This is a genomic window from Streptomyces sp. P9-2, assembly GCF_051903975.1.
GTDB classification, from domain to species: Bacteria; Actinomycetota; Actinomycetes; order Streptomycetales; family Streptomycetaceae; genus Streptomyces; species Streptomyces cellulosae.
Genome location: NZ_CP192633.1, coordinates 606782 through 622616, shown reverse-complemented (window position 1 = coordinate 622616; position 15835 = coordinate 606782). Strand labels below are relative to the sequence as shown.

Annotated in this window: 16 protein-coding genes; 8 read left to right on the top strand and 8 right to left on the bottom strand. The window is 73.3% G+C overall.

Annotated features, from left to right (window positions below):
- The first annotated feature begins 195 nt into the window (after positions 1-195).
- Together ACQY0Z_RS02860 and ACQY0Z_RS02855 are read left to right on the top strand one after the other, a co-directional pair.
- On the top strand, positions 196-1638 hold the full coding sequence (locus tag ACQY0Z_RS02860; protein WP_439811793.1) for an MFS transporter: 1443 nt from the start codon (positions 196-198) through the stop codon (positions 1636-1638).
- Positions 1635-2858 carry an FAD-dependent monooxygenase gene (locus ACQY0Z_RS02855; protein ID WP_381726299.1) on the top strand — a complete coding sequence of 408 codons (1224 nt, stop codon included), beginning with the start codon at positions 1635-1637 and terminating at the stop codon, positions 2856-2858. The genes ACQY0Z_RS02860 and ACQY0Z_RS02855 overlap by 4 nt, the downstream gene beginning before the upstream one ends.
- On the opposite strand, the gene ACQY0Z_RS02850 is transcribed toward ACQY0Z_RS02855, so the two are convergent.
- The 8 genes from ACQY0Z_RS02850 to ACQY0Z_RS02815 all read right to left on the bottom strand — a co-directional run bounded on the left by ACQY0Z_RS02850 (position 2801) and on the right by ACQY0Z_RS02815 (position 9540).
- Positions 2801-3493 (bottom strand): response regulator transcription factor, encoded by a 693-nt coding sequence (locus ACQY0Z_RS02850; RefSeq protein ID WP_189898686.1) that lies wholly within the window; start codon positions 3491-3493, stop codon positions 2801-2803. The genes ACQY0Z_RS02855 and ACQY0Z_RS02850 overlap by 58 nt on opposite strands.
- Positions 3490-3660, bottom strand: a complete 171-nt coding sequence (locus ACQY0Z_RS02845) for a hypothetical protein (RefSeq protein WP_189898685.1) — start codon at positions 3658-3660, stop codon at positions 3490-3492. The genes ACQY0Z_RS02850 and ACQY0Z_RS02845 overlap by 4 nt, the downstream gene beginning before the upstream one ends.
- Positions 3661-3778: 118 nt before the next feature.
- Positions 3779-5059, bottom strand: a complete 1281-nt coding sequence (locus ACQY0Z_RS02840) for a sensor histidine kinase (RefSeq protein ID WP_439811792.1) — start codon at positions 5057-5059, stop codon at positions 3779-3781.
- A 193-nt stretch (positions 5060-5252) separates the two neighbouring features.
- Entirely contained in the window at positions 5253-6032 is a 780-nt protein-coding gene (locus tag ACQY0Z_RS02835) for a succinate dehydrogenase iron-sulfur subunit (protein ID WP_189898683.1), read from the bottom strand.
- Positions 6032-7786 carry a succinate dehydrogenase flavoprotein subunit gene (sdhA, locus tag ACQY0Z_RS02830; protein ID WP_189898682.1) on the bottom strand — a complete coding sequence of 585 codons (1755 nt, stop codon included), beginning with the start codon at positions 7784-7786 and terminating at the stop codon, positions 6032-6034. Before sdhA ends, ACQY0Z_RS02835 begins: the two co-directional genes overlap by 1 nt.
- Positions 7787-7805: 19 nt before the next feature.
- Positions 7806-8288, bottom strand: coding sequence for a succinate dehydrogenase hydrophobic membrane anchor subunit (locus ACQY0Z_RS02825; protein WP_093769370.1), 483 nt, complete (start codon positions 8286-8288; stop codon positions 7806-7808).
- Between the two features lie 5 nt (positions 8289-8293).
- Positions 8294-8674, bottom strand: coding sequence for a succinate dehydrogenase, cytochrome b556 subunit (gene sdhC / locus ACQY0Z_RS02820; RefSeq protein ID WP_093769371.1), 381 nt, complete (start codon positions 8672-8674; stop codon positions 8294-8296).
- Between the two features lie 260 nt (positions 8675-8934).
- The gene (locus ACQY0Z_RS02815; RefSeq protein WP_254586997.1) at positions 8935-9540 is read right to left on the bottom strand and encodes a 2-oxo-4-hydroxy-4-carboxy-5-ureidoimidazoline decarboxylase; all 606 of its coding nucleotides are present in this window, start codon (positions 9538-9540) and stop codon (positions 8935-8937) included.
- A gap of 200 nt (positions 9541-9740) precedes the next feature.
- Here ACQY0Z_RS02815 and ACQY0Z_RS02810 point away from each other — a divergent pair, with 200 nt between their 5' ends.
- From ACQY0Z_RS02810 to ACQY0Z_RS02785, 6 genes are all read left to right on the top strand, one after another.
- Positions 9741-11291, top strand: a complete 1551-nt coding sequence (locus ACQY0Z_RS02810) for a family 20 glycosylhydrolase (protein WP_189898959.1) — start codon at positions 9741-9743, stop codon at positions 11289-11291.
- A 111-nt stretch (positions 11292-11402) separates the two neighbouring features.
- On the top strand, positions 11403-11909 hold the full coding sequence (locus ACQY0Z_RS02805) for a hypothetical protein (RefSeq protein WP_439813340.1): 507 nt from the start codon (positions 11403-11405) through the stop codon (positions 11907-11909).
- A gap of 107 nt (positions 11910-12016) precedes the next feature.
- Positions 12017-12586 (top strand): hypothetical protein, encoded by a 570-nt coding sequence (locus ACQY0Z_RS02800; RefSeq protein ID WP_439811791.1) that lies wholly within the window; start codon positions 12017-12019, stop codon positions 12584-12586.
- Positions 12587-12726: 140 nt separating this feature from the next.
- Positions 12727-13122 (top strand): hypothetical protein, encoded by a 396-nt coding sequence (locus ACQY0Z_RS02795; RefSeq protein ID WP_189898679.1) that lies wholly within the window; start codon positions 12727-12729, stop codon positions 13120-13122.
- A 458-nt stretch (positions 13123-13580) separates the two neighbouring features.
- Positions 13581-14198, top strand: coding sequence for an RNA polymerase sigma factor (locus tag ACQY0Z_RS02790; protein ID WP_189898678.1), 618 nt, complete (start codon positions 13581-13583; stop codon positions 14196-14198).
- 226 nt (positions 14199-14424) lie between these two features.
- On the top strand, positions 14425-15264 hold the full coding sequence (locus tag ACQY0Z_RS02785) for a hypothetical protein (RefSeq protein WP_439811790.1): 840 nt from the start codon (positions 14425-14427) through the stop codon (positions 15262-15264).
- The last annotated feature ends 571 nt before the right edge of the window (positions 15265-15835 follow it).

Here is a 15835-nt window from a genome sequence, read left to right as displayed (position 1 = left end):
GACTGTAGCGCCTTCTTTTGAACATGTTCAACTCGCTTGGCGATGACGGCTCCTGTCGTGTCCCGGCACCAGGGCCGCGCCTCAACTGGTGCGTACGCACCAGGCGAAGACGGTGACGGGCGACGATGCCCGCGAGGGGTGCCGGGCGGAACCGTGGGACGTGCTCACCGACCCCTACGAGAAAGCGGGACGTCCATGTCCGACACCCTCCTTCCGCCGCCGCGGCTGCGGCGGCCCGCGATCGCCGCCCTCGGGGTGCTGGCGCTCGCCCTGGGCGCGCTCCAGTCCGTGGTGGAGCCCGCCCTCCCGCTGCTCCAGCGCGAACTGGGGCTCGGCCCCTCCGAGGGCGCGCTGGTCGCCAACACCCTGCTCGTCACCGGCGCGGTCCTCACCCCCGTCGCCGGGAAGCTCGGCGACCGCTACGGCGGCAAACGCGTCCTGCTGCGGCTGATGGCCGTGGTCGCCGCCGGCGGACTGCTGGCCGGGCTGGCCCCCGGACTGCCGCTGCTGCTGCTCGGCCAGGTCCTCCAGGGGGCCATGGTCGGCGTGCTGCCGCTGTCCTTCATCCTGGTCCGCGCCCATCTCCCGGCCGGGCGCACCCAGGCGGCGATCGGCGTGGTGGTCGCCCTCTTCACCGGCGGTGGCATGGTCGGCATGCTCGGCGCGGGACTGATCGCCGAGCATCTGTCCTGGCACTGGATGTTCGTGCTGCCCACCCTCGTCGTCGTCGCGGCGACCCTGTTCGTGGCGCGGCTGATGCCGTCCGACGCACCGGTCCGGCGGGGTGAGCGGATCGACTGGCCCGGCGTGGTCCTGCTGAGCGCCACTCTGCTCGCCTTCATGCTCGGCCTGGTCCTGCTGACCGGGGGCGGTCTTCCGCCGCTCGCCGCGGGAGCGCTGCTGGTGCTCGTGGCCGTGCTCGCCACCGTCTGGGTGCGCGTCGAGCGCCGGGCCGTCTCCCCGATGGTCGACCTGCGGATGCTCGCCCGGCCCGCGATGTGGCAGGCATGCCTGCTCACCCTGCTCGTCACCGTCACCCTCGGCATGGTCACCCTGCTGCTGCCGCAGCTCCTCGCCGTCTCGGGCGACGGCTACGGTTTCGACGCCGACACCTCGGAGATCGGGCTGTACCTGTTGCCCGGCGCGGTCGTCGGGGCCATGAGCGACGCGGTCGGCGGGGTCGCCTCCCGGCGGTTCGGCGCCCGTGTCGTGGTCGCCGCGGCCGCCCTCGCCACCGCCGCCACCATGTTCGCGCTGGCCGCCCAGCACGACTCCGCCTGGCAACTCGTCCTCGCCAAGACGCTCACCGCGTTCGCCGCGGGCCTCGCCACCACCGCCCTGCTGGCCGGCACCGCCACCGCCGTCGACCCCGGGGACACCGGCATCGCCACCAGCCTGCTCGTGGTCACCCGGGTGATCGGCGTGGTCGTGGGCGCCCAGATCGCGGGCGCGCTGCTCGCCGCGGGCACCGACGCCCGTACGGACGTGCCCGCCGAGGCGGCCTTCACCACCGGGTTCGCCGTCACCGGCGTCACCGCCGCGCTCGGCCTGCTCCTCGTCCGCGCCACACGCGCCTCCCGTTCCCCGCAGCCCGCAGAGCCCGCCCCCGCCCCCGTGAAGGAAGGGACCCGTCCATGACCACCCCGCGCACCGTCCTGATCTCCGGAGCCGGCGTCTCCGGACCCGCCCTCGCGTACTGGCTCCACCGGGCCGGGTTCGCGGTCACCGTCGTGGAGAAGGCCGGCGCCCCGCGCGGCGGCGGCTACCCCGTCGACATCCGCGGCACCGCGGCCGAGGTGGTCCGCCGGATGGGCCTGTGGCCGCGGCTGCGCCAGGCGCACGTCGCTCCCCGGCGCGCCACCTTCCTGGACGCCGCCGGCCGCACCGTCGCCTCCCTCCGAGCCTCCGCTTACGAGGGCGAGCCCCGCGACCTGGAGATCCGGCGCGGTGACCTCGCCGACGCCCTGTACGGGCTGGTCCGCGACGACGTGGAGTTCCTCTTCGGCGACTCCGTCACCCGCTTCGACCCGGCCGCGCACGGCATCGACGTCACCTTCCGCAGCGGGCGGCAGAGCACGTACGACCTGGTGATCGGCGCCGACGGCATGCACTCGGCCACCCGGGCCGCCCTCTTCGGCCCCGAGGACCGCTACCACCGGTACCTCGCCCACTGCTTCGCCCTCTTCACCCTGCCGAACCCCGCGCGCCTCGCCCGCGAACTGGTCCTCTGGAACACCCCGGGCAAGGCCGCCGCCCTCTACGCCACCGGCGACGGACCCGAGGTGCACGGTTTCCTCACCTTCCACCGCCCCGAACCCCCGCGCGACGCCCTCCGCGACCCGGACGCCCGACGCGCGCTCGTGGCCGAGGTGTTCGCGGGCGAGGGCTGGGAGATTCCGCGCATGGTGGCGGCCGTGCGCGACACCGACGACCTGTTCTTCGACACGGCCGGGCAGATCCGCATGCCCCGCTGGACGCGGGGGCGCGCCGCCCTCGTCGGCGACGCCGCGTACGCCCCGTCCTTCCTCACCGGGCAGGGCACCAGCCTCGCGCTGTCCGGCGCCTACGTCCTCGCCCACGCCCTGGCCGCCCACCGGGACCACACGGCGGCCTTCGCCGCGTACGAGGACCGGATGCGCCCGTACGTGACGGCCAACCAGGCGCTCGTCGACGAGGGCGGCGCCACGCTCTTCCCCGTCACGGCCGCGGCCCTGGAGCAGCGCGACGCCCGGCTGCGGACGTTGCACGCGCTGCCCTCCTCCCGGCCCCGCCCGGCCCACACCGCCCTGACCCTGCCGGACTACGAGGAGCGTCCGGCCCCGTCCTCCGGGGTGACCCGCGCCAGGCCGGTCCGGTAGGCGATGACGACGAGCTGCGCGCGGTCGCGGGCCTCCAGCTTCGTCATCGCGCGCTGCACATGGGCGCGGACGGTGAACGGGCTGAGGACCATCCGCTCGGCGATCTCCTGGTTGGACAGGCCGGTCGCCACCAGCGCCACCATCTCGCGCTCGCGCGGGGTGAGGACGTCCAGCCGGCCGGCGTCCCACGGAGGGGCGCCGGCCGGCGCGGCGAGGAACCGGGCGACCAGGGAGCGGGTCGCGGCCGGCGACAGCAGCGTCTCGCCCTCCGCGACCGTCCGCACGGCGTCCGCCAGGTCCTCGGCGCCGATGCCCTTCCCGACGAACCCGGCGGCCCCCGCGCGCAGCGCCTGGGCCACGTTCTCGTCGGTCTCGTACGTGGTGAGGATCAGCACGCGGGTGTCCCGCAGGTCCGGGTCCGCGCAGATCTCGGTGGTGGCGGCGAGACCGTCCACCTCCGGCATCCGGATGTCCATCACCACGACATCCGGCCGCAGTTCGCGTGCCAGCCGCACGGCCTCCCGCCCGTCCCCGGCCTCACCGACGACGCCGATGCCGTCGGCGCTCTCCAGCAACAGCCGGAAGGCGCCACGCAGAAGCGCCTGGTCGTCGGCGAGCAGCACGTTCAGCGTCATGGGGTCCGTCCTCCGTCCGTGACCGTCTCCTCGGCGTCAGTGTTCCGCACGGGCAGGAGGCGTCCGTGCGGGCGCAGTTCACGGGTCAGCCGCGCAGCCGCCCGGTGGTCCGGGAGCAGCACCGTCAGCGTCATTCCGTCCGCCCCTCGTCCGTCGGCTCCGGACATTCGCCCCGCCTCCTCAGCGTCCGCCGCGTCCCACGGTGCGGCAGGAGGCGTCCGTCCGGCCGCAGGTCGCGGGGGAGACGCGCCGCCTCATGGTTATCGGCAAGCAGCATCCGCAGTGTCATGCCGGCCGCCCCTCGTCCGTCGCTTCCGGCATGTCCCCGTCCCGTACGGGCGGCAATGGCAGCCGCGCCGTCACCAGGAAGCCCCCCTCCGGGCGCGGGCCCGCCGTGAGCTCCCCGCCCACCGCCGCGGCGCGCTCCCGCATGCCGATCAGCCCGTACCCGGGCGGCCGGTCCGACAGGGCCGGCGGGCCTGCCGGGGCGCCCCCGTCGTCGGACACGGTGACGGTCAGCCGCCCGCCGCCCCAGTCGAGCCCCACCCGGGCGCCACGGCCCGCCGCGTGCTTGGTCACGTTGGTCAGCGCCTCCTGCACGATCCGGTACGCCGTGAGATCCGCGCCCGGCGGCAGCGCCCGCGCCCGGCCCTCCTCCCGCACGGCCACCTCCAGTCCCGCCCGCCGGAACGACTCCAGGAGGTCCGGCAGCCGCGCAAGACCGGGCGCCGGGTCCTCGGGGGCCATCGCGTCCCCGGCATCCCCGGTCTGCCGCAACAGCCCTACCGTGGCCCGCAGTTCGTCCAGGGCGTGCCCGGTGGTCTCGACGAGTTCGCGGAGGCTGACGCGGGTCTGCTCGGGGCGGCTGTCGAAGAAGTGGGCGGCGACCGTGGCCTGGGCGTTGGCCAGGGTGATCTGATGCGCCACCAGATCGTGCAGCTCCCGGGCGATCCGCACCCGCTCCTCCGCGACCCGCCGCCGCGCCTCCAGCTCCCTGCTCTCCTCGGCCCGTCGCGCCCGCTCCTCCACGGCCGCGAGATACGCCCGCCGGGTCCGTACCGCGTGCCCGATCAGCCCCGCCACCAGCGGCGCCGCCACCACCGTCCCCATCCGGCTCGCGTCCCGCCAGGAGTGGTCCCCGGACAGCGGCTCGGACCCGGCGAGCAAGGCCACGGCGGCCAGCGCGACCGCGCCCGCCGCACGCCGTTCTCCGGGGACGTGCAGCGTGCAGGCATAGGCGGCGACCAGGGCGGGTGCGGCCACGAGCGGACTCAGCACCAGGCCGAGGGGCTGGGCCACGACACCGGCCGCCGTGGTGACGGCCAGCACGGCCAGGGGACGCCGGTGCCGCGCGGGCAGTACGGCGCAGGACACCAGGGCGAGCAGCCAGGCGGCGAGGGGCGGCGCGGTGAGGGTGTCCTCGACCCGCACGGTCCCGCCGAGCAGACAGACCACGAACGCGGCCGCCGCGACCGCGCCTTCCCGGCGCCGCCCGGGACGCGGCACCCCCGTGTCCGCGGTGTCCGGTGTCGGCAGCACGCGGCCCAGCCTAGGGGCCCTGTTCACGGAAGTGCGCATACTCCCACCCTCCGGGCCCGCCACCGGCCGGGCATCGTCCTCGGGGATGGCTGCCTCTGGTGCGTACGCAGCACAGGAGCGCGCCGCCTGGTGCGTACGCACCACCCGCCCGCACCGGGGAACGCCCGAGGGCCCGTCTCCGGATCGGAGACGGGCCCTCGGGGATGTACGGCGCGGTGCCTCAGTAGCGGCGCGTGATGAGCGCGCGCTTCACCTCGGCGATCGCCTTCGTGACCTCGATACCGCGCGGGCAGGCGTCCGTGCAGTTGAACGTGGTGCGGCAACGCCACACGCCGTCCTTGTCGTTGAGGATCTCCAGGCGCTGCTCGCCGGCCTCGTCACGCGAGTCGAAGATGAAGCGGTGCGCGTTGACGATCGCGGCCGGGCCGAAGTACTGGCCGTCGTTCCAGAACACCGGGCACGACGTGGTGCACGCGGCGCACAGGATGCACTTGGTCGTGTCGTCGAACCGCTCGCGGTCCTCGGCGGACTGCAGACGCTCGCGCGTCGGCTCGTTGGTGTCCTTCGTGATGAGGAAGGGCATCACGTCCCGGTACGCCTGGAAGAACGGCTCCATGTCCACGACCAGGTCCTTGAGGACCGTCAGGCCCTTGATGGCCTCGACCGTGATCGGCTTCTCGGGGTTGATGTCCTTGATCAGCGTCTTGCACGCCAGACGGTTCTTGCCGTTGATCCGCATGGCGTCGGAACCGCAGATGCCGTGCGCGCAGGAGCGGCGGAACGTCAGCGTGCCGTCCAGGTCCCACTTGATCTTGTGCAGCGCGTCGAGGACACGCTCCTTGGGGTCGATCTCCAGCTGGAAGTCTTCCCAGGTCGCCTCCGCGGAGACCTCCGGGTTGAACCGGCGGATCCGCAGGGTGACGGTGATGTAGGGGGAGTCGGCGAAGCCGGGCTCGGGGGAGCCGGCCGCGTCCGCCTTGTCCAGAACAGGGGTAGCCATCAGTACTTACGCTCCATCGGCTGGTAGCGGGTCTGGACGACCGGCTTGTAGTCCAGACGGACGGTCTCGGTGCCGTCGGCGCCGACCTCGCGGTACGCCATCGTGTGGCGCATGAAGTTGACGTCGTCGCGGTTCGGGTAGTCCTCGCGGTAGTGACCGCCGCGGGACTCCTTGCGGGCCAGCGCGGACACGGCCATGACCTCGGCCAGGTCCAGCAGGTTGCCCAGCTCGACGGCCTCCAGCAGGTCGGTGTTGAACCGCTTGCCCTTGTCCTGGATGGCGACGTTCTTGTAGCGCTCGCGCAGCTCGGCGATCTTCTCGACCGCCGTCTTGATGGTCTGCTCGGTGCGGAACACCATGACGTTGGCGTCCATGGTCTCCTGCAGCTCGCGGCGCAGCTCGGCCACCCGCTCGTTGCCGGTGGAGGACCGCAGCCGCTCGATCTGCCCGACCACGAAGGACTCCGGGTCCTCCGGGAGGTCGACGAAGTCCGCGGTCTGGGCGTACTCCGCGGCCGCGATACCGGCCCGCTTGCCGAACACGTTGATGTCCAGCAGCGAGTTGGTGCCCAGACGGTTGGCGCCGTGCACGGAGACGCAGGCGACCTCGCCAGCCGCGTACAGGCCGGGGACGACCGTGGTGTTGTCCGCCAGCACCTCGCCCTGGACGTTGGTCGGGATGCCGCCCATCGCGTAGTGGGCGGTGGGCTGGATCGGGATCGGGTCCGTGTAGGGCTCGATGCCGAGGTAGGTCCGCGCGAACTCCGTGATGTCGGGCAGCTTGGCGTCCAGCTGCTCCGGCGGGAGGTGCGTGAGGTCCAGGTAGACGTGGTCGCCCTCGGGACCGCAGCCGCGGCCCTCGCGGATCTCCGTGTAGATGGAGCGGGAGACGACGTCGCGGGAGGCGAGGTCCTTCATGACGGGCGCGTACTTCTCCATGAAGCGCTCGCCGTCCTTGTTGCGCAGGATGCCGCCCTCACCGCGGGCGCCCTCCGTGAGGAGGATGCCCATGCGCCAGATGCCGGTCGGGTGGAACTGGAAGAACTCCATGTCCTCCAGCGGCAGTCCGCGCCGGTACACGGCGGCCTGGCCGTCACCGGTCAGGGTGTGCGCGTTGGACGTCACCTTGAAGAACTTGCCGGTGCCGCCGGACGCGTAGATCACGGACTTCGCCTGGAAGATGTGGATCTCGCCGGTCGCCAGCTCGTACGCCACGACGCCGGACGACTTCCGTACGCCGTCGACCTCGGTGATCAGCTGGTCCAGGACGTAGAACTCGTTGAAGAACTCCACGCCCTCCTTGACGCAGTTCTGGTACAGCGTCTGGAGGATCATGTGGCCGGTGCGGTCCGCGGCGTAGCAGGACCGGCGGACCGGGGCCTCGCCGTGGTTGCGGGAGTGGCCGCCGAAGCGGCGCTGGTCGATGGTGCCGTTCGGCGTGCGGTTGAACGGCAGGCCCATCTTCTCCAGGTCGAGGACGGAGTCGATGGCCTCCTTCGCCAGGATCTCGGCGGCGTCCTGGTCGACCAGGTAGTCACCGCCCTTGACCGTGTCGAAGGTGTGCCACTCCCAGTTGTCCTCCTCCACGTTGGCGAGCGCGGCGGCCATGCCGCCCTGCGCGGCGCCCGTGTGGGAGCGGGTGGGGTAGAGCTTGGTCAGCACGGCGGTGCGGCTGCGCTTGGTCGCCTCGATGGCGGCCCGCATACCGGCGCCACCGGCGCCGACGATGACGGTGTCGTACTTGTGGATCTTCATGATTCTCGCAGCCCCGTGCCTAGCGGATGTTCGGGTCGAAGGTGAAGATCACCAGCGTGCCCAGCAGGATGGTGAACACCGTGGCCGTGTAGAGCAGGCCCTTGAGCCACAGGCGGGTGTTCGGCCGCTCGGCGTAGTCGTTGATGACCGTGCGCAGGCCGTTGGCGCCGTGCAGCATCGCCAGCCACAGCATCGCCAGGTCCCAGACCTGCCAGAAGGGGCTCGCCCAGCGGCCCGCCACGAAGGCGAAGCCGATCTTGGAGACGCCGCCGTCCAGCACCAGCTGGATCAGCAGGTGGCCGATGACCAGCACGACCAGGACGACACCGGACAGACGCATGAACAGCCACGCGGCCAGCTCGAAGTTGCCGCGGGTGCTCTTCGGGGTCTTCCTGGTCCGCTTGCGCGGCGGTTCGATGACCGGCGCCGGGTTGTCGACGGAGTACAGCGAGGCGCCTTCGACGGGGCCGACGCCCGAGGCGGAGGTTTCAGTCGTGGACATCTGCGTCAGCTCCCGAACAGTTCACGAGCGGCGTGGCCGAGGACGGGGTAGATCGCCCCGAGCATCAGCACGATCCACACGGCGACGACGGTCCAGAGCATCTGCTTCTGGTACCGGGCGCCCTTGATCCAGAAGTCGACGGCGATGACACGCAGGCCGTTGAGCGCGTGGAAGAGGATGGCGGCGACGAGGCCGTACTCCAGCAGCGCGACGATCGGCGTCTTGTACGTGGCCACGACCTCGTCGTAGGCCTCCGGGGACACCCGCACGAGAGCGGTGTCCAGCACGTGAACGAACAGGAAGAAGAAGATGAGGACGCCGGTGACTCGGTGAGCCACCCAGGACCACATTCCTTCCCGGCCGCGGTACAGCGTTCCAGCCGGCACGGAAATTTCCTCCGGGAGCGGGGATTGGGGCCGCGCCGGCTTTCCTTGTCGGTCGGGCCCGGCCGGGTACGGTCCACCGGCCCCCAGCATGGTAGCGACGGTTGCCTGCGGCGCTTACGGGGGGCCTGCCGGTGTGATCAAACTTGCACCCGAAAAGGGGGGCCGGGTTCGGGCGCGGCTACTGGCGCGGGGGGTTTGTGGCCATTTGCCGGGTGCGGCTGGGCGGCTTGCTCGCGCCCACGCGGCGGAGCCGCACCTCGTTACAGTCCCGCGCCCCTGAGGGCGTTGTTCAGACGCTCCCTGGCCAGGAGGCGGAGCTGGTCCCTCGTGACCGTGTGTTCTTCCTCCGGATCGTTCGCCAATCGTGACCGGATGTTCTCCAGGACGCGGTCGAGGATCTCGTCCTCGGGGACGCCGTCGAGGCAGAGGACGAAGACGTGGCCGAACTTGGCCTCGTAGGCCGCGTGCGCGGCGTTCAGGGCGGTGTGGGCGGCCGAGTAGGTGTCCTCGGGGAGCGCGGGGAGGGATTCGCAGGCCAGGGCCTCGGCGATCTCCTCGGGGGAGAGGTCGTACGCCGCCTCGTCCGCGGCCGCGAGCAGGGACGCCGCGTCGGGGTAGGGGCGGTGGCCGGCCAGCAGGCGGGCCCAGCGGGGGCTGTGCAGGCAGGACAGCAGGGCGCGCTCGGCGTCGGGCCCGGGAGCGGTGTTGAACCACTCCAGCGGGGGTGGGGTTCCGGGCGTGCCGCGGGACTGTTCGGGTATGGCGACTCGGCCGGGGAGGTCTGGGAGTCGGTGCGCAGGCAGCGTGGGTCCTCGTGGGCGTCGCGTGAGTGTCGTTGGCAGATGCTGTGAGAGTTGTGACGTCACGTTATCGAGTGAGTCCGAGACGTGTCCGATCGGTACCCTCATTTCACCCGGACGGCAGAGTTTGGGAACGTCTTGTGGACGCCTCTCACCCGAACGGGTCGTACGTTGGCAGGGTGAGTCGGCACAGGCAGCACGGTCAGCGCAGGCGCGGTCCCGGTGCGGAGGCGACGGCGAGGCGGCGGAGGGCCGCCGCCGTCGCCGTGGCCGTGGGGGCGGTGGTGGTGGCGTCCGGGGTGGGCCTCGGCCTGTGGGCCTCGGGGGACGACGGCGGTCCAGCGGCCGCCCCCTCCTCGCCGTCGCCGACGCCGAGCCCCACCCGCAGCTACCCGCTGTCCGAGGCGCCGCGGACCATACCCGCCGTGCGCGAGCACACCGCCGAGCGCGGCCCCGGCTGGCGGGCCGCCTCCGGGCACCGGGTGGTCGTGTCCGACCCCGCGCTCGAGGACGAGGGCAGGCTCACCGCCCAGGAGCTGGGGCTGACGTACGCGGGGGAGAAGGACGACGAGCGGCCCGGCGACGTACGGCTGGAGCTGAACCGGGACGGGGGCGCGAACCCGGAGTCGTACACCCTGACCGTGCGCGGCGGGCGGGTCACCGTCAGCGGGCCGGGGGAGGCGGGCGTCTTCTACGGCACCCGCACGCTCAAGCAGGAGATGTCCGGCGCCGGCGCCGCCCCCGAGGGCGTGGTGCGCGACGAGCCCGCCAAGCCGCGGCGCGGCATGATGCTGGACATCGCGCGCAAGCACTACGACGCCGGCTGGATAGAGGACCGCATACGCGAGCTGGGCGACCTGAAGTACAACGAGCTCGGTCTGCACTTCTCCGACGACCAGGGCTTCCGCATCGAGTCCGACTCGCACCCGGAGATCGTCTCCAAGGACCATCTGACCAAGGCACAGGTCCGCAAGATCGTCGAGCTCGCGGAGAGCCGGCACATCACCGTCGTCCCCGAGATCGACTCGCCCGGACACCTCGGCGCCGTCATCGACGCCCACCCCGACCTCCAGCTGCGGAGGACGAACGGCGAGGCGGTGCGCGGCGCCATCGACATCGCGAACCCGAAGTCCGCCCAGATCGTCGACGACCTGCTCGACGAGTACGCCGGCCTCTTCCCCGGCGACCAGTGGCACCTCGGCGGCGACGAGTACCAGGCGCTCGTCGTGTCCGACCCCGAGGCGACCTTCCCCGGTCTCGCCTCCGCGGCCCGCGACAGGTACGGCTCCGGCGCCACCGTCGAGGACCTTACCACCGGCTGGCTCAACGACCGCGCCGCCACCGTCCGCGCCCACGACCGCGTCCCCCGCGCCTGGAACGACGGCTTCTTCCCCGGCGGGTCCGTCCAGGCCGACGAGGACATCACGGTCGCCTACTGGACCGGCAAGGAGATCGGCGCGCGCGAGCCCGCCGAGTACCTGGCCGAGGGCCGCGACGTCGTCAACTACAACGACGAGTTCCTCTACTACGTCCTCGGCGAGCCGCTGACCTTCGTCTATCCGACCGGCGAGCGCATCTACGAGCAGTGGACGCCGCGGGTGCTGCGCGGCACCACCCCCGTCCCCGCGACGTACGACCGGCAGATCCTCGGCGGGTCCTTCGCCATCTGGGGCGACCTGCCCCGCTCCCAGACGCAGGAGCAGGTCGCGGCGGGCATCCGGATGCCGCTGCGGGCCCTCGCGCAGAAGCTGTGGGACGCGCGCGAACCCGCGCTGTCCTGGGCCGAGTTCCGCACCCTGGCGGGCCGGCTCGGCTGACGGATTGCCGCGAACGCCTGCGAACCCCCGTACGGCTGTGGTGATGTTCTGGGCGAGCCGACGGCTCGGCGCGCCGGGCCGGGAACCGACATGCGGGGGGAACACCGGCACATGGGCTACTGGGGTTATTTCGTCGTGGGCCGCGCCGGGCGGCCGCTGGCCGGACTGGACGCGCTGGCCGGCGCGGGCGGGGAGCCGGCCCTGCGCACCGAGGCCCCGGACGGCTGGCAGGTGTGGGAGCTGCCGGGCCGCGAGGGCGAACTGGGCAGCATGAACGAACTGGCGAAGGAGACGGGCGCGCCCGCGCTGTTCGGCTACGTGATGAACGGCGAATGCGTGGCCGTGGAGGCCGCGTCCCCCGAGAGCGGGGTGTGGACGGCCTGCCTCGGCCGGGACGCGATGGCCGGCTACCTCGACGGGCGCCAGGAAGGGCTCACCGTCGACGACTACTTCCTGGACCCCGCCGACGCCGCCGAGCGGGCCGTCTTCTGGGCCGAGGAGGCCGGGCGCGAGGTCGCCGTCGAGGACGTCCTGAAGGTGCTCACCGCCGACCCCGCACCGATGGCCGAAAACGTTTTCTTCCGGCTGCTCGACGTGTTGCGCGTGGTGCCCGAGTGACACTCCCGGCTTGTCGCACGCAGTAAGGGGAAATGCGGGCTCCGTGAGCGACGAGGCCCGTCACGGCCTCATCAGGGGGCCTGCGGACCCGCGGGAGGGAGGCGTGGATGAGCCTGGAGGAACTGATCGCACAGGCCGACGAGCGCGGACTGGCCGCCAGCGGGGTGGCTTGTTTGGATCGGTGCGTGCCGCTGCTGGGCGGTGACGACGAGGCGCTGCGGCCGCTGTGGGGCACCCTCGCGGAGGGTCCCGACGACGGCGACTGGGGCGAGGTGCTCCGGCAGACCCGCGAGAAGCTGGACGCGGCGGCGGGCGAGGCCGGGGACGGCTGCGCCGGCGAGGCGGCGGAGCTGGCGCGGGGCATGCTCGCCACGGCGCCCCTGGACCGTTCCGGGACGGCGCTGCGGCAGTGGGCCGACGGGTGCTCGGACGGCGCGCTGCGGATCCATCTGCTGCTGGACGGCGCGGGCGACGTGGATCTGGACGCCGCCCGCCGGGAGGGGTGCGCCGACGGGCTGTCGCCGCTGTTCGCCGCGGAACTGCGCCGGCAGACCGCCGTCCTGGAACTCGTCGCCGCGCACGGGGCCGCCGGACTGCGCAGCGCGCTGGAGGTGTCCACGGAGGGGCGCAGGGTGCTGCGCGCGGCGGTCTCGCGCCGCAGCCGCCGCGATGCCTGACACTCCGTCGGAGGCCCGTTTCGAGGACATGTGGCGACGGCCCTGTGAGTGTCCTGGGGCGGTCGTGCACCCGTTGTGGGAAGCCGCCGGATCGGGGTGACGAAACGCTTCGCCGCAGCGCTCTCCAGAGTGTGACGACTGTGACGACACAGCAGGAGACCAGGCCCTCGGCGGCGACGAAGCCGGTCCGCTGGGCGGCGGACGCGGTGGCGGCGATGCGTGAGGGCGCACGGATGCGCCTCGACTACTCGGCGCGCAGTCTGTGGAGCGTCGACCGGATGATCGAGGACATCCGCCGCGAGTCGGCCCCGTACGCAGCCGTGGAGCTGGTGCTGCGCGGCTTCGGGGCCTACGCGGGCGAGGTGATCGTGCGCCAGACGGGCGGCGAGTGGTGGGCCTCCGGCGGCGAACACTGGGTCCGCACCCCCGACGGCCGCCTCTGGGACCCCATGGAGGAGGCCCGCCGCTGCTACACCCACGACGGCTCGCTCCGCCTCATGTGCCGGGACGCGACGGCGGGGGCGCGGCACCCGTGAAGGGCGGACCCGCCGTGTGACGTTTTCGGGTGTGGCCCTGCAGTACAAAGTGAGCTGACCGGTCACCGGCCGTCCGTTCCGCGACGGCGAGGAGGCCGGTCCATGGGGAGCGAGTTCTGGCGGACCATCCGCCTGGCGATCGAGAGGGACACCTGGACGGCACGCCTTGTCGTCCTGTGCCTCGCGGCCGGCGTCTTCTGGGCCTGCGTTCGTGTGACGACGGCCGGTTGGCCGAGTGCGTCGCCGGGCGAGGCCCCCCCACGGGCGGGCCTCGTGGGGGCCCGGGGCGTTCGGTGGGCAGTGGCCGGGGGCGCCTGAGGGCCGTGTGAGGGCTGGGACGTGCGTTGACCTGTGACACTTTGGCCGCCGTGCACGCTGAGGTCGCTGGGGGCGTGACACGGATGGACGTGCACACGTCATGCGAGGCGCATCGCGCTCGGTACGGACGAGGACGGTTCTTGGGCCACGGAGGGGAATCCCGCCGCACGCAGGCGTTCGACGGGGAGCTGGGTGACGCCGTCGCGCGTGCCCAGCAGGGCGACGAGGCCGCGTTCGCCGTGGCGTACCGGCTCGTGCAGCCCGGACTCCTCGCGTACGTCCGCGGACTGGTCGGCGCCGACGCCGAGGACGTGATGTCGGACGCCTGGCTGGAGATCGCCCGCGACCTCGGCCGCTTCAAGGGCGACGGCGCCGGCTTCCGCGGCTGGACGGCCACCATCGCCCGGCACCGCGCCCTGGACCACCTGCGCCGCCAGCGCGTACGCCCCCGCGCATCGGTCCTGGAGCAGGACGTGCTGGAGCTGCCCGCCCCGCACAGCACGCACGACCAGGCGATGGAGGCCATGTCCACCGAGCAGGCCCTCGCCCTCGTGGGCCGGCTGCCGCGGGACCAGGCCGAGGCGGTGCTGCTGCGGGTCGTCGTGGGCCTCGACGGGCCCTCCGCGGCCCGCGTGCTCGGCAAGCGGCCGGGCGCCGTACGGACGGCCGCGCACCGGGGTCTGCGGCGCCTGGCGAAGCAGCTCGCGGCCGACGGTGTGACGGATGAGGCGCCCAGGACGCTGGGTGAGTCGACGTGACCGTGGGCCGGAACGGCGGTCACGCCGGACGGCACGGCCTCCGCGGCCGCCCCGGCGGCTGAACGGGCCGGGCGGAATGAACGTATCCGTTTGTCGGGGCCGGACCGGGGTCCCTCCTGGTGGGAGGGGCCGCGGCGTCACCGGGCCCCGGCTGCGGGGCCGTAGGGCCACGGGCGGAACCGGACAGGCCGGACAGGCCGACACGAGTGCAGGGACGGAATCGGACATGGGTGAACGGCAGAGCGACGGCGGGCGGGCCGGCCGTCGGCGTGTGCACCCACAGCGTTCCGGGCGCCCGGTGGGCGTGACGGCCGGCGCCGGGCGCGCCGCACCCGTCTCCGTCGAGGTGCCGGCCGATGACATGGCCCGGCTGGAGGCGCTGCTCGTCGCCGCCCTGGTGCGTGACGGCGGGGACGCCGGGGCCGAGCAGCGGGCCGTCGCCGCGTTCGTGGCCGCCCGGGAGTCGGGGGCGCATGGCGCGCGCACCCGCCGCCGGGACGACTGGCGCGCCTCTCGACGGCGGTTCGGCGGGCGGTCCCTGCGGGCCACGCTGGGGGCGCTGGCCGCGGGCTGTGCGCTGAGCGGGGTGGCGTGGGCGGGGATCCACGCGGCGGGGGTGCCGGGCGGGGGGCCGTCCGAGGAGCCGCGGCCGACTCGGTCGGCGTCGGCGAGCTCTTCTCCCGCGGTTCCTGTGGTTCCGGAGGCGTCGTCCGGTGCCGCTGGTGTGCCTGAGACTCCGGAGGCTTCGCCGTCGGCGTCCGCCACGGAGGCGGAGGACGATGAGGAGCGTGGCTCGGGGCGGGCGGAGCCGGCGGGGTCCGTCGAGGCGCATTGCCGGGCGTACGAGCGGGTCGCCGGGCGGGGGCGGGCGCTGGAGGCGCCGGTCTGGGAGCGGCTGGTCGCTGCGGCGGGGGGTGCGGAGCGGGTCGAGGCGTACTGCGACGGGCTCGGCGTAGGTGTGAAGCCTTCGGCTTCCGCGCCGACGGCGGTGAGTGTGCCTCCGGCGGTCGGCACCGGTGCTTCTGACGCGGTCAGGGAGGGTGTGGGGGTTGGGCGGAAGCCCTGAGGCGTGACGTGGGTCACCTGAACGGAAGGTGTTCCGCAGCCCGCGCGGGGGGTGCCGCTGCGCCCATCGCCCCAAGCGGCACGACTGCCCGCCGCTACGCGCGCCTCAGGGGCGCGGGAACTGCGCGCTCAGCCACGTGAGACCCGCACCCGGCGTCGGCGGGGTGCCGCAGCGGCGGGTGCTTCAGGGGCGCGGGGAACGGCGCGCTCAGCCCCGGACCGCCCGCACCCGGCGGTGGCGGGTTGCGGCAGCGGGGCCTTTCGGCGGCGGCGGTGGAAGCACCCTCAGGGGCGCGGGGAACGGCGCGCTCAGCCACGTGCGACCCGCACCTGGCGTCGGCGGGGTGCCGCAGCGGCGGGTGCTTCAGGGGCGCGGGGAACGGCGTGCTCAGCCCCGGACTACCCGCCCGGCGCTCGCCGGCTGCCGTCTTCCCGGAGACGGCCGGGGCCGCCACCCCCCACAGGAGAGGCCCCGGCCGTCGCGCGGTACGGGCCGCGCGCGACCCGTATCTTCTACAGCGCCGTGCATGCGTTTTCTGTCACACGCCCCGTGTCACGGGTTAGTTGCGTCT

Coding starts and splice junctions, on each gene's coding strand:
- ACQY0Z_RS02860 (WP_439811793.1), top strand. CDS start 196: ATGTCCGACACCCTCCTTCCGCCGCCGCGGCTGCGGCGGCCCGCGATC.
- ACQY0Z_RS02855 (WP_381726299.1), top strand. CDS start 1,635: ATGACCACCCCGCGCACCGTCCTGATCTCCGGAGCCGGCGTCTCCGGA.
- ACQY0Z_RS02850 (WP_189898686.1), bottom strand. CDS start 3,493: ATGACGCTGAACGTGCTGCTCGCCGACGACCAGGCGCTTCTGCGTGGC.
- ACQY0Z_RS02845 (WP_189898685.1), bottom strand. CDS start 3,660: ATGTCCGGAGCCGACGGACGAGGGGCGGACGGAATGACGCTGACGGTG.
- ACQY0Z_RS02835 (WP_189898683.1), bottom strand. CDS start 6,032: ATGGCTACCCCTGTTCTGGACAAGGCGGACGCGGCCGGCTCCCCCGAG.
- sdhA (WP_189898682.1), bottom strand. CDS start 7,786: ATGAAGATCCACAAGTACGACACCGTCATCGTCGGCGCCGGTGGCGCC.
- ACQY0Z_RS02825 (WP_093769370.1), bottom strand. CDS start 8,288: ATGTCCACGACTGAAACCTCCGCCTCGGGCGTCGGCCCCGTCGAAGGC.
- ACQY0Z_RS02805 (WP_439813340.1), top strand. CDS start 11,403: ATGGGCTACTGGGGTTATTTCGTCGTGGGCCGCGCCGGGCGGCCGCTG.
- ACQY0Z_RS02800 (WP_439811791.1), top strand. CDS start 12,017: ATGAGCCTGGAGGAACTGATCGCACAGGCCGACGAGCGCGGACTGGCC.
- ACQY0Z_RS02785 (WP_439811790.1), top strand. CDS start 14,425: ATGGGTGAACGGCAGAGCGACGGCGGGCGGGCCGGCCGTCGGCGTGTG.